The organism is Stutzerimonas sp. 21-1 (assembly GCF_056336065.1).
In genome coordinates this window covers 738,907-750,877 of record NZ_CM150500.1, presented here as the reverse complement: position 1 = coordinate 750,877, position 11,971 = coordinate 738,907, and the positions used below count along the sequence as shown (strand labels likewise).

Annotated in this window: 12 protein-coding genes; 3 read left to right on the top strand and 9 right to left on the bottom strand. The window is 63.1% G+C overall.

The window, feature by feature from the left end; genetic code table 11:
- Positions 1 to 10: 10 nt before the first annotated feature.
- The 3 genes from ileS to murJ all read right to left on the bottom strand — a co-directional run bounded on the left by ileS (position 11) and on the right by murJ (position 5,423).
- Complete coding sequence (ileS, locus tag AC0ZJQ_RS03600) at positions 11 to 2,842, bottom strand: isoleucine--tRNA ligase (protein WP_237264412.1); 2,832 nt, start codon at positions 2,840 to 2,842, stop codon at positions 11 to 13.
- Positions 2,839 to 3,792, bottom strand: coding sequence for a bifunctional riboflavin kinase/FAD synthetase (gene ribF / locus AC0ZJQ_RS03595; protein ID WP_237264410.1), 954 nt, complete (start codon positions 3,790 to 3,792; stop codon positions 2,839 to 2,841). Before ribF ends, ileS begins: the two co-directional genes overlap by 4 nt.
- Before the next feature lie 83 nt (positions 3,793 to 3,875).
- Positions 3,876 to 5,423: a murein biosynthesis integral membrane protein MurJ gene (murJ, locus tag AC0ZJQ_RS03590; RefSeq protein ID WP_155551684.1), complete on the bottom strand. Its 1,548-nt coding sequence runs from the start codon at positions 5,421 to 5,423 to the stop codon at positions 3,876 to 3,878.
- A gap of 220 nt (positions 5,424 to 5,643) precedes the next feature.
- Here murJ and rpsT point away from each other — a divergent pair, with 220 nt between their 5' ends.
- Positions 5,644 to 5,922, top strand: a complete 279-nt coding sequence (gene rpsT, locus AC0ZJQ_RS03585; protein WP_003288018.1) for a 30S ribosomal protein S20 — start codon at positions 5,644 to 5,646, stop codon at positions 5,920 to 5,922.
- Between the two features lie 83 nt (positions 5,923 to 6,005).
- On the opposite strand, the gene AC0ZJQ_RS03580 is transcribed toward rpsT, so the two are convergent.
- The 5 genes from AC0ZJQ_RS03580 to rplU form a co-directional block, all read right to left on the bottom strand.
- Entirely contained in the window at positions 6,006 to 6,467 is a 462-nt protein-coding gene (locus AC0ZJQ_RS03580; protein WP_165594046.1) for a CreA family protein, read from the bottom strand.
- Positions 6,468 to 6,474: 7 nt separating this feature from the next.
- A complete protein-coding gene (gene proB, locus AC0ZJQ_RS03575) occupies positions 6,475 to 7,593 on the bottom strand; it encodes a glutamate 5-kinase (protein WP_237264406.1) in 1,119 nt (372 codons plus the stop codon).
- A 100-nt stretch (positions 7,594 to 7,693) separates the two neighbouring features.
- Positions 7,694 to 8,911 (bottom strand): Obg family GTPase CgtA, encoded by a 1,218-nt coding sequence (gene cgtA, locus AC0ZJQ_RS03570; RefSeq protein ID WP_008567430.1) that lies wholly within the window; start codon positions 8,909 to 8,911, stop codon positions 7,694 to 7,696.
- A gap of 153 nt (positions 8,912 to 9,064) precedes the next feature.
- Entirely contained in the window at positions 9,065 to 9,322 is a 258-nt protein-coding gene (gene rpmA, locus AC0ZJQ_RS03565; RefSeq protein WP_008567431.1) for a 50S ribosomal protein L27, read from the bottom strand.
- A gap of 35 nt (positions 9,323 to 9,357) precedes the next feature.
- On the bottom strand, positions 9,358 to 9,669 hold the full coding sequence (rplU, locus tag AC0ZJQ_RS03560; RefSeq protein ID WP_003288024.1) for a 50S ribosomal protein L21: 312 nt from the start codon (positions 9,667 to 9,669) through the stop codon (positions 9,358 to 9,360).
- 241 nt (positions 9,670 to 9,910) lie between these two features.
- Between rplU and AC0ZJQ_RS03555 the strand changes: the two genes are divergently transcribed.
- Both AC0ZJQ_RS03555 and AC0ZJQ_RS03550 read left to right on the top strand, forming a co-directional pair.
- Positions 9,911 to 10,879 (top strand): polyprenyl synthetase family protein, encoded by a 969-nt coding sequence (locus AC0ZJQ_RS03555; protein ID WP_043297999.1) that lies wholly within the window; start codon positions 9,911 to 9,913, stop codon positions 10,877 to 10,879.
- Positions 10,880 to 11,022: 143 nt separating this feature from the next.
- Entirely contained in the window at positions 11,023 to 11,250 is a 228-nt protein-coding gene (locus AC0ZJQ_RS03550; protein WP_008567434.1) for a PA4570 family protein, read from the top strand.
- A 33-nt stretch (positions 11,251 to 11,283) separates the two neighbouring features.
- Here the strand turns inward: AC0ZJQ_RS03550 and AC0ZJQ_RS03545 are convergent, their stop codons facing one another.
- The gene (locus AC0ZJQ_RS03545; protein WP_165594048.1) at positions 11,284 to 11,901 is read right to left on the bottom strand and encodes an FKBP-type peptidyl-prolyl cis-trans isomerase; all 618 of its coding nucleotides are present in this window, start codon (positions 11,899 to 11,901) and stop codon (positions 11,284 to 11,286) included.
- Positions 11,902 to 11,971 lie beyond the last annotated feature (70 nt).

Below are 11,971 nucleotides of genomic sequence, written 5' to 3'. Positions count from 1 at the left end.
CGAAAACGCATCACGCATGGTGACGCACCTCACCGGCACCTTCGATGTTTTCCACACAGCGGCCGCAGATTTCCGGATGCGCCGCATGGGTGCCGACGTCCGGCAGGTGATGCCAGCAGCGCCCGCACTTGGCGTGTTCCGTCTTGCGAACCACCAATTTGAGGCCGTCCAGCTCGCTGTCCACCGCGGCGGCCGGTGCCTTCGCGAGGGGCGCGACTTCGACCGCCGAGGTGATCAGCACGAAGCGCAGTTCGTCGCCCAGCTTGGCCAGCTCGGCTGCCAGCGATTCCTCGGCGTACAGCGTGACTTCCGCCTGCAGGTTGCCGCCAATGGTCTTGGCGTTGCGCTGGTTCTCCAGCTCCTTGTTCACCGCGGCCTTGACCGCCATGACCTTGTCCCAGAATGCGCGATCGAGCTCGAAGCCTTCCGGCAGCTCGGTCAGCCCCTCGTACCAGGTATTGAGCATCACCGACTCGTTGCGCTCGCCCGGCAGATACTGCCAGATTTCCTCGGCGGTGAATGCGAGGATCGGCGCGATCCAGCGCACCAGCGCCTCGGCGATGTGGTACAGCGCGGTCTGGCAGGAACGCCGCGGCAGGCTGTCGGCACCGGTGGTGTACTGGCGGTCCTTGATGATGTCCAGGTAGAAACCGCCCAGCTCCTGCACGCAGAAGTTGTGCACTTTCTGGTAGACGTTCCAGAACTTGTAGGTTTCGTAGGCTTCCTCGATTTCACGCTGCAGCAACAGGGCGCGGTCGATGGCCCAGCGGTCCAGGGCGATCAGCTGGTCGTTGGCCACCATGTGCTGCGTCGGGTCGAAGCCGTCGAGGTTGGAAAGCAGGAAGCGCGCGGTGTTGCGGATGCGCCGGTAGGCATCGGCACTACGCTGCAGGATCTGCGTGGACACCGCCATCTCGCCCGAGTAGTCGGTGGCCGAAACCCACAGACGCAGGATATCGGCACCCATGCTGTCGGTGATTTCCTGCGGAGCAATGACGTTGCCGAGAGACTTGGACATCTTGCGGCCGTTCTCGTCCACGGTGAAGCCGTGGGTCAGCAGGCCGCGGTACGGCGCGTGACCGTCGATGGCAGCGCCGGTCAGCAGCGACGAATGGAACCAGCCGCGATGCTGATCGGAGCCTTCCAGATAGAGATCGGCGCGCGGACCTTCGTCGTGACCCATCGGATGCGAACCGCGCATCACGTGCCAGTGAGTGGTGCCTGAGTCGAACCAGACGTCCAGCGTGTCGCTGGTCTTCTCGTACTGCGCAGCCTCGTCGCCGAGCAGCTCGGCCGGATCGAGCTTGAACCAGGCCTCGATACCCTCGCGTTCGACGCGCTGGGCGACCTGTTCCATCAGCTCAACCGTGCGCGGGTGCAGCTCGCCGCTTTCCTTGTGCAGGAAGAACGGGATCGGCACGCCCCAGTTGCGCTGACGCGAAATGCACCAGTCCGGGCGACCGGCGATCATGCCGTGCAGACGCGCCTGGCCCCAGGCCGGGACGAACTGGGTCTGCTCGATGGCATCCAGTGCGCGACGGCGCAGCGAGCTGCCATCGTGGGCAACTTTGTCCATGCCGACGAACCACTGCGCGGTGGCGCGGTAGATCAGCGGCGTCTTGTGCCGCCAGCAATGCATGTAGCTGTGCTGGATGGCTTCGTGCTTGAGCAGCGCACCGACTTCACGCAGCTTCTCGACGATGGCCGGGTTGGCCTTCCAGATGAACTGGCCGCCGAAGAATGGCAGGTCCGCGACGTAGACACCGTGGCTCTGCACCGGGCTGAGAATGTCGTCGTTCTCCATGCCGTAGTGCTTGCAGGTACGGAAGTCATCCTCGCCATAAGCCGGCGAGGAGTGAACGATACCGGTGCCCGCGCCGGTTTCCACGTACTCGGCCAGGTAGACCGGCGAGAAGCGCTCGTAGAACGGATGGCGGAAGCGAATCAGCTCCAGCGCGCGCCCTTCGCAGCGAGCGACGATCTCGCCGCTCAGGCCGTAACGCTGCAGGCAGGATTCCACCAGCTCCTCGGCCAGCACCAGCAGCCGCTCGCCGGTATCGACCAGCGCATAGATGAAATCGGGGTGAACGTTGAGCGCCTGGTTCGCCGGAATGGTCCAGGGCGTGGTGGTCCAGATCACGATGCTGGCCGGCTTGGCCAGCTCAGCAACACCGAAGGCGACGGCGAGCTTGTCGGCATCTTCAACGGCAAAGGCCACGTCGATGGCATCGGATTTCTTGTCCTGGTATTCGACTTCCGCCTCGGCCAGCGCCGAGCCGCAATCGAAGCACCAGTTAACCGGCTTCAGCCCCTTGAAGACGAAGCCACCCTCGACCATCTTCGCCAGGGCGCGGATCTCGCCGGCTTCGTTGGCGAAATCCATGGTCTTGTAGGGGTTGTCCCAGTCGCCGAGCACGCCGAGACGGATGAAGTCGGCCTTCTGCCCTTCGATCTGCTCGGCGGCGTAAGCGCGGCAGCGCTCGCGGGTCAGGTCCGCCGGCTGGTTCTTGCCGAAGGTGGTCTCAACCTTGTGCTCGATGGGCAGGCCATGGCAGTCCCAACCGGGCACGTAAGGCGCATCGAAGCCGGCCAGGGTGCGCGAACGGACGATCATGTCCTTGATCACCTTGTTCACCGCGTGGCCGATGTGGATGTTGCCGTTGGCGTAGGGCGGGCCATCGTGCAGGACGAACTTCGGACGACCTTCGCCGATCTGCCGCAGCTTCCGGTACAGGTCGATGCTGTTCCAGCGCTGCAGAATCTCCGGCTCGCGCTGTGGCAGACCGGCCTTCATCGGAAATGCCGTGGACGGCAGATTGAGGGTCGCTTTGTAATCGGTCATTTCAGTCCTGACTCGTGGGTGAGTGAAGCCCGCCAATAATCACGGGCGGCGGCGATATCCGCATCTATCGCCGTCTTGAGTGCCTCCAGCGAGGCGAAACGCTGCTCGTCGCGCAGCTTGCGATGAAAGGTTACGCATACCCGCCGGCCGTACAGGTCGCCCTGGTAGTCCAGCAGATGCACTTCCAGATGCGGCTTGCCATCGCTTTCGACGGAGGGACGCGTGCCAATGTTGGCAACGCCAGCCAGTTGCTGGCCATCCAGCTCCAGGCTGACCACGAACACCCCGTTCAGCGGCGTGCTGCGACGCTTGAGCTGGATGTTGGCGGTTGGCGCACCGAGCTGGCGGCCGAGCTTCTGCCCATGCATGACCCGTCCACCCAGGCTGAACGGCCGGCCCAGCAGCGCCTCGACCGCGCCCAGATCGCCGCCAGCCAATGCCTGACGCACGCGCGTGCTGCTGACCCGTTCGCCATCCACCTCGATGGTGGTGGCCGCCTCGACTGTAAAGCCCTCGGCAGCGCCGGCCTTGCGCAGAAAATCGAAGTCGCCGGCGCGGTCGCAACCGAAGCGGAAGTCGTCCCCCACCTCCAGATGACGCACGCCCAGCCCCTGCACGAGCGTGGCATGAACGAACTCGGCGGCACTCAGTTCGCGCAGGCGCCGATTGAAGGCCAGGCACAGCACCCGGTCGACGCCTTGCTCGCTCAGCAGGCAGAGCTTTTCGCGCAGACGGGTCAGGCGCGCCGGCGCCTTGTCCGGAGCGAAGAATTCACGCGGCTGTGGCTCGAAGATGACCACGCAGCTGGGCACCCCCAATTCGGCCGCACGCTCGCGCAGGCGCGCCAGGATGGCCTGATGCCCCCGGTGCACGCCGTCGAAGTTGCCGATGGTGGCGACGCAATCCCGATGCCGGGGGCGCAGGTTGTGAAGGCCTCGAACCAGCTGCATACGCACTTCTTGCTTGAAAAGTGGCCGATTATACGCATGTGCGGAGCATCCCGGACAGGCTTGCTCCCCACCGCCCGGTGCGATCAGTGGCGAAAATGCCGCGGTCGCAGACCGAGCATCACCAGACCGGCGACGAATGCCGCCAGCCCGGCACAAATCAGCAGCGTCAGACGCAGCGCCCGCTGCTGCCAACCCCAGGCGAACCATTCCGACGAGGGCACATTGAGCCACCAGACCACCGCCACCATAGCGGCGCAGCCACCAGCCAGGCGCAGCGCAAACAGCCACCACCCGGCGGCGGGCCGATAGACGCCGATCTTGTAGAGCCCCCAAAACAGCAGGAACGCGTTCAGCATCGACGACAGCGAGGTCGCCAGCGCCAGACCGACGTGCTTGAGCGGCCAGATCAGAATCAGATTCATCGCCATGTTCGCGACCATGCAGATGATCGCCACGCGCACCGGCGTCTTCAGATCCTGACGAGCGAAGAATCCCGGGGCCAGCACCTTGATCAGCATGAACGCCAGCACGCCGAGCGAATACGCCTGCAGCGCGCGAGCCGACTGGACCACGGCTTCCTCTGTCATCGCCCCGTAAAAGAACAGCCCGGCGATCATCGGCTCGGCAAGGATGCCGAGCGCCAGCGCGGCCGGCACGCCAACCAGCAGGACCATCCGCAGCGCCCAATCGAGCGTAGAGGAGAACGCCTGCGGATCGTCACTGGCATGCTGACGCGACAGACTGGGCAGAATCACCGTACCGATGGCGATGCCGAACGCACCCAACGGCAACTCGGACAGACGGTCGGCGTAGTACAGCCAGGAGACACTGCCGGTCTGCAGGAAAGAGGCCAGCACAGTATCCAGCAACAGGTTGATCTGGCTGACCGACACACCGAACAAAGCCGGCACCATCAGCAACATGATCCGCCGCACCCCCTCATCGCCCGGCTTGAACCTGGGCCGGGGTAGCAATCCCAGCTTCGCCACGTAAGGCAACTGGAACGTCAGCTGGGCGAAGCCGGCAATGAACACCCCCCAGGCCAGCGCCATCACCGGCTGATCGAAATACGGCGTCAGGAACACTGCCGACACGATCATGCAGACATTCAGCAGCACGGGAGTAAAGCCAGGTACAGCAAAATGCCCGTAGCTGTTGAGCACGCCGGAAGTGAAGGCGGTGAGCGAAATCAGCAGCAGGTAGGGAAAGGTGATGCGCAAAAGCTCGCCGGCCAGCTGCATCTTCGCCGGATCGTCATGAAAGCCCGGCGCGAACACCATCACCACATAGGGTGCAAACAGCACGCCCACGGCAGTCAGGCCGGCCAGCACCAGGCCGAGCATGCCAGCCGTGCGATCGACCAGCTGCTTGACCTCCGCCAGGGAGCGCTTGGCGCGATACTCCGACAGCACCGGCACGAACGCCTGGGCAAAGGCTCCCTCGGCGAACAGCCGGCGCAGGAAGTTGGGAATCTTAAAGGCAATGAAGAAGGCATCCGCCGCCGCCCCGGAGCCAAAATAGCTGGCCACGACCATATCGCGTACCATGCCCAGCACGCGCGACAGCAGCGTCATGACACTGACCACCGCGCTGGAGCGCAACAATCCGCCCTTGCCGTTGTTTTCGGACATCAGTCTTTCCTGGAATCGCAGCGGGTATTCGGCATGACGCAGCGCGTCAGCCGGTTCGTTGGCCAGATACGACACGCAACGAGGCGGCGAGTTTAGCCGCCGCCCACCTGTCCGACCAGCTTCGCGACTCCGCGACACAGGCTTGACAAGCGCGCGGCGCATCGGCATGATTCGCGGCCTTATTTGCTTTGCAATCCCCACGTTTTCGAGGAGTTCGACGGTGGCCAACAGCCCTTCCGCCAAAAAACGCGCAATTCAGGCTGAGAAGCGTCGCAGCCACAACGCCAGCTTGCGCTCCATGGTCCGCACCTACATCAAGAATGTGGTCAAGGCCATCGACGCCAAAGACCTGGACAAGGCCCGCGCAGCCTACACCGCAGCCGTACCGGTCATCGACCGCATGGCCGACAAAGGCATCATTCACAAGAACAAAGCTGCTCGTCACAAGAGCCGCCTGAACGGCCACATCAAGGCCCTCGGCGAAGCTGCCGCAGCCTGATTAAGCTGTAAGTTCTTTGAAAAAACCGGCCTCGCGCCGGTTTTTTCATGTCTTCGCCTTTGTCTTATGCGCCGCCAGCGCAATCAGCGGGCAGTCGGCCAGGGCAGCACAGGGATCGCCGTCACCGCATTCTGCGGGCTACCCTCAATCACGCGATCGCTATAGACCAGATACACCAGAGTGTTTCGCGACTCATCGAAGAAGCGCACCACCTGCATGGTCTTAAACACCAGCGACGTCCGCTCCTTGAAGACCACCTCACCATCCTCGAGCTTCTCGGCAAAGCGAATCGGCCCGACCTGACGACAGGCGATCGAGGCCTCGGCCCGATCCTCGGCCAACCCGAGCCCACCTTTGATTCCGCCGGTTTTCGCGCGCGACAGGTAACAGGTCACACCCGCAACTTTAGGATCGTCGAAAGCCTCGACCACGATCTTGTGATTCGGCCCGAGCCACTTGAATACCGTATCGACCGAACCGATTTCTTCCGCCATTGCCAGGCCCGAAAACGCCAGCCCCGCCGCTAGCCCCACGAAAGCACGCATAGCCACCTCAGACCAGGATCATGTTGTCGCGATGCACCAGCTCCGGCTCATCGACATAGCCGAGCAACTTTTCGATCTCATCCGATGGGCGCCCAAGGATTCGCTGCGCCTCGGCAACGCTGTAGTTCACCAGCCCGCGCGCAACCTCCTCGCCCTGCGGACCGACACAGACCACCATCTCACCACGACGAAAACTGCCCTGCACCGCCTTCACGCCAACCGGCAGGAGACTGCGATTACCCTGGCGCAGCGCATACACGGCCCCCTCATCCAGCGTCAGGGTGCCGCGCGTCTGCAGGTGGCCCGCCAGCCACTGCTTGCGCGCCGCATGCCGACTGCACTCCGGCGCGAGCAACGTACCCAGGCGTTCGCCAGTCTTGAGCCGCGCAAGCACCTGCTCGATGCGCCCGCCGACAATCACGGTATGCGCACCGGAGCGCGCCGCCAGTCGCGCCGCGCGCAACTTGGTCTGCATGCCGCCGCGCCCCAGCGCACCCCCGGTACCACCGGCAACGGCATCCAGCGCCGGATCGTCGGCACGCGCCTCACTGATGAGATTGGCATCAGGATTGCTCCGCGGATCAGCATCGAACATGCCGTCGCGATCGGTAAGAATGACCAGCAAATCGGCTTCGACCAGATTGGCCACCAACGCAGCGAGCGTGTCGTTGTCGCCAAAGCGGATTTCATCGGTGACTACGGTATCGTTCTCATTGATCACCGGCACCACACCGAGATCGATCAGCGTGCGCAGCGTGCTGCGCGCATTCAGGTAGCGCTTGCGATCGGAAAGGTCGTCATGGGTGACCAGAATCTGCGCAGTCTGCTGATCGCAACGCGCAAAACTCGACTCCCACGCACGAATCAAGCCCATCTGCCCGACCGCCGCAGCCGCCTGCAACTCGTGCACAGCCTTCGGCCGCGCCGCCCAGCCCAGACGGCTCATGCCGGCAGCCACCGCGCCAGACGACACCAGCACCAGCTCGACACCGGCAGCACGCAAGGCCACCATCTGGTCCACCCAGACGGCCATTGCCGCCTGATCGAGACCACGCCCATCGGCGGTCAGCAGCGCACTGCCGATTTTCACCACCCAGCGCCGCGCACCGCTCACCTTGTCCCGCATCGTTCCCGCCTTGTCATTCGGCCAAAACCTTTCCGGGGCGGCCGCGCATGAGCACGCCATCCCGACCTCTCACCCGAACCTGCTTGCCGTGCGCCCGAACTCAGCGCACGTAGAAGATCTCGGCACCACCCTCGTCATCATCATCGTCATCGAAGTCGTCTTCATCGACCTCGTCAGCCGCTTTGACCCCGGCGCGACGCAGCGCCCGCTGATCGTCCAGCTCCTGCAGACGCGCACGCGCCTCGTCCTCGATCTGACGATCCAGCTCGGCCAGCGCCTCGGCATACTGCGGATCCTCCGCGATGCGCAGCGTACGCTCATCGAGATAGCGCATGATGGCCTGAGCCAACGCCTCGGTGCCGTCGCTTTCCAGCGCCGAGATCACAAACACCGGCCCCTTCCAGTCCAGCCGCTCGACCACCTGACGCATGCGCTCTTCGCGCTCCTCGTCGAGCAACTGATCAGCCTTGTTGAGCACCAGCCAACGATCACGCTGCATCAGTGCCGGGCTGAACTTCTCCAGCTCATGCAGGATGATCTCGGCGGCATCGGCCGGATCACTGCCATCCGGCGGCACCATATCGACCAGATGCAGCAGCAGACGGGTGCGCGCGAGGTGCTTAAGGAAGCGAATGCCAAGCCCGGCGCCCTCTGCCGCCCCCTCGATCAATCCGGGAATATCGGCGATCACGAAGCTCTTGTAGCGCCCCACGCTGACCACACCGAGATTCGGCACCAGGGTAGTGAACGGGTAGTCGGCAACCTTCGGCTTGGCCGCGGAAACCGAGCGAATAAAGGTGCTCTTGCCAGCGTTCGGCAGCCCCAGCAGGCCGACATCGGCCAGCACTTTCAGCTCCAGCTTGAGATCACGCGCATCGCCCGGCTTGCCCGGCGTGGTCTGCCGCGGCGCACGATTGGTACTGGATTTGAAACGCGTATTGCCCAGCCCGTGCCAGCCGCCCTGCGCCACCAGCAGGCGCTGGCCCGCCTTGGTCAGGTCGCCCATGATTTCCTGGGTCGCTGCATCGATGACCGTGGTGCCCACCGGCACCGGCAGGATCAGATCCTCGCCCTTCGCGCCGGTACAGTCGGTGCTGCCACCCTTCTGCCCGTTCTGCGCATGGAAGCGACGGGTGTAGCGGTAGTCCACCAGCGTATTGAGGTTCTCGTCGGCCTCCAGGTAGATCGAGCCACCGTCACCGCCATCGCCCCCGTTGGGGCCACCCTTCTCGATGAACTTCTCACGCCGGAAGCTCATCATGCCGTTGCCGCCGTCGCCGGCCTTTACAAAAATCGATACTTCATCGACGAATTTCATGGGAACGCCTCCCGTCACAGGACGGGCTTAGGAAACAGAAACGTAAGGATCTTGCAAAAACGCCTGAGCCACACAGCCCTTTGCAAGAGCCTCACAGGATACAGAAACAAAAAAGCCCCGTCGCATGACAGGGCTTTTCCAGCAACGCCTCAGTTAGGCTGCGACGACGCTCACGTAGCGACGGCCAAAAGCGCCCTTCACTTCGAATTTGACCACACCTTCGACTTTGGCGAAGAGCGTGTGATCCTTGCCCATGCCAACGCCATAACCGGCGTGGAACTGGGTGCCGCGCTGGCGAACGATGATGTTGCCGGCCTTGATGACCTGGCCACCAAACATCTTCACGCCAAGGCGTTTGCTTTCGGAATCGCGACCGTTGCGGGTACTACCGCCAGCTTTTTTGTGTGCCATGAGTTCAATACTCCTGTAGGGGGATTCAGGCCCGATTAGCCCTGAATACCGGTGATTTTGACCTCAGTGAACCACTGACGGTGGCCCTGACGCTTCATGTGGTGCTTACGACGACGGAACTTGATGATGGTGACCTTGTCATGGCGACCCTGGGCAACCACCTCAGCGGTAACCTTGGCACCATCAACCACCGGAGCGCCGATCTTCACGTCGTCGCCGTTGCCAACCAGCAGAACGCGATCAAAAGTGACAGCTTCGCCAGTCGGAACTTCGAGTTTTTCAATCTTGAGGTATTCGCCTTCGGCAACTTTGTATTGCTTGCCGCCGGTCACGATAACTGCGTACATCTGTGTATCTCCGTTAATCCTGCTCACCCAGCGCTTTATAGAAAGTATGGTGGCTGGCATGGCTGCATGGGGCCGGATGAGACGCCCGTGCAATTGCGTAAGGCAGGGAAATGCCCGTGGGGAAAGTTCAGGGTCCGCGATTGTACGCACGCGACAGGGGTGACGCAAGGCCCGGTGGCGCTCGCCTTGACAGTGCCAGAGCCGGCTCATAGCATGCCGCGCAATCTGCGAGGAGTCCCTGATGCAACCCCAGTCTTTCTACCAGGTAGTGGCCGACGATTTTGCCGCTGTCGACGGCATCATTCGCAAGCAACTGACCTCGCGCGTTCCGCTGGTGGAAAAGATCGGGGACTATATCACCTCGGCGGGCGGCAAGCGTCTGCGCCCGCTGCTCGTGCTGCTCAGCGGCAGCGCGCTGGGGCATCAGGGCGATCAGCTGCGTCTGCTGGCGGCGATCATCGAATTCCTGCACACCTCCACGCTGTTGCATGACGACGTGGTCGACATGTCCGGCATGCGTCGCGGCCGCTCGACGGCCAATGCTCTCTGGGGCAATGCGCCGAGCGTACTGGTGGGCGACTTCCTCTATGCCCGCTCGTTCGAAATGATGGTCGAACTCGGCTCGATGCCGGTGATGCGCATCATTTCCCAGGCGACCCGCGTGATCGCCGAAGGCGAAGTGCTGCAACTGTCGAAGGTTCGCGACGCCAGCACCACCGAAGCCATCTACATGGAAGTGATTCGCGGCAAGACGGCGATGCTCTTCGAGGCCTCCACCCATAGCGCCGCTACTCTGGCGGGCGCGACTGCAGAGCAATGCGAAGCGTTGCGCACCTTCGGCGACCAACTCGGCATCGCCTTCCAGCTGGTCGACGATCTGCTGGACTACCAGGGCGACGCAGAAACCCTGGGCAAGAACGTCGGCGACGACCTCGCTGAAGGCAAACCCACCCTGCCGCTCATCTACACCATGCGCGAAGGCACCGCCGAACAGGCCGAACTGGTTCGTCGGGCAATTCAGAAGGGCGGCGTCGAAGATCTGGAAAGCATCCGCAGCGCGGTCGAAGCCTCAGGTGCACTGGCCTATACCGCACAGCTGGCACGCGATCATGTCGAGCGCGCCATCGGCTGCCTGGAACTCATCCCCGCCAACCACTACCGCGACGCGCTGGTGGAGCTGAGCCGTTTCGCCATCGCCCGCACTCACTAAGCGAGCCACCCTTTGCGCCAATCGGCGCTACCGAAATCCAATCCCCTCTTTCCAGATCACCGCTTCGCGCGGTGGGTCTTTCTGCGCTTGCACTTTCGCAAATAACAATTATTCTCATTAAGAAATTTAACTGGAGGTGCCGCATGACTTACTTGATTGATGCCTGGCTGGATCGGCCACAACCGTACCTGCGCATACTCGACCGGCAAACGGGAACAATCTGCGTGTCGCTGGAAGGCGAAGCTCTGGAGGAACTGCGCGAACAGGGCGATCTGGATCTGCACGAGCTGAGCACCAGCGAGCCCTGCGTGCTCAAGGAACAGGTACGCAACCTGTTCCTGTACAGCTATGCCCGGGCGTTGCGACCGTAGCGAAGCGAGGCGGCACGGACGGCCGCCTGCGATTCAGAGCACGTCGAGCAGCTCGACATCGAACACCAGCACGCTGTGCGGCGGGATGCTGCCGACGCCCTGGGCACCGTAGGCCAGCTCGCTGGGAACGTAGAGGCGCCATTTGCTGCCGGCGTTCATCAGTTGCAGGGCCTCGGTCCAACCGGCGATCACGCCACCGACCGGGAATTCGGCCGGCTGGCCACGCTCGTAGGAACTGTCGAACACGCTGCCATCGATCAGGGTGCCATGGTAATGCGTACGCACGTTGTCTTCGCGAGTCGGACGAGCGCCCTCGCCGGTCACAAGCACTTCGTACTGCAGGCCGGACGCCAGCACCGTGACGCCCTCACGCTGGCCATTTTCAGCCAGGAACGCGCGCCCCTCGGCAGCAGCCGCCTCGGCCTTCTGCTGCGCTTCGGCCTGCATGCGCTCGCGAATGACGGCGAAGCTGGCGTTGAGTTCCTGCGGACTGACCTGGCTGGCAGCCCCGGCGAACGCATCGCGAATACCGGCGATCACCGCATCCAGGCTGACCCCCGGCGGCGGGTTGTCGCGCAGCTGATCGCCCAGCTGGCGGCCGATGCCGTAGCTCACGCGGGTTTCGTCGGTAGAGAGGTTGAGTTCGGTCATGCCGAGGCTCCGAAAGGCGAAAAAGGGCCGCTAGCCTAGCACAGCTCGCCATCCTCTCTGCGCCTGCGGC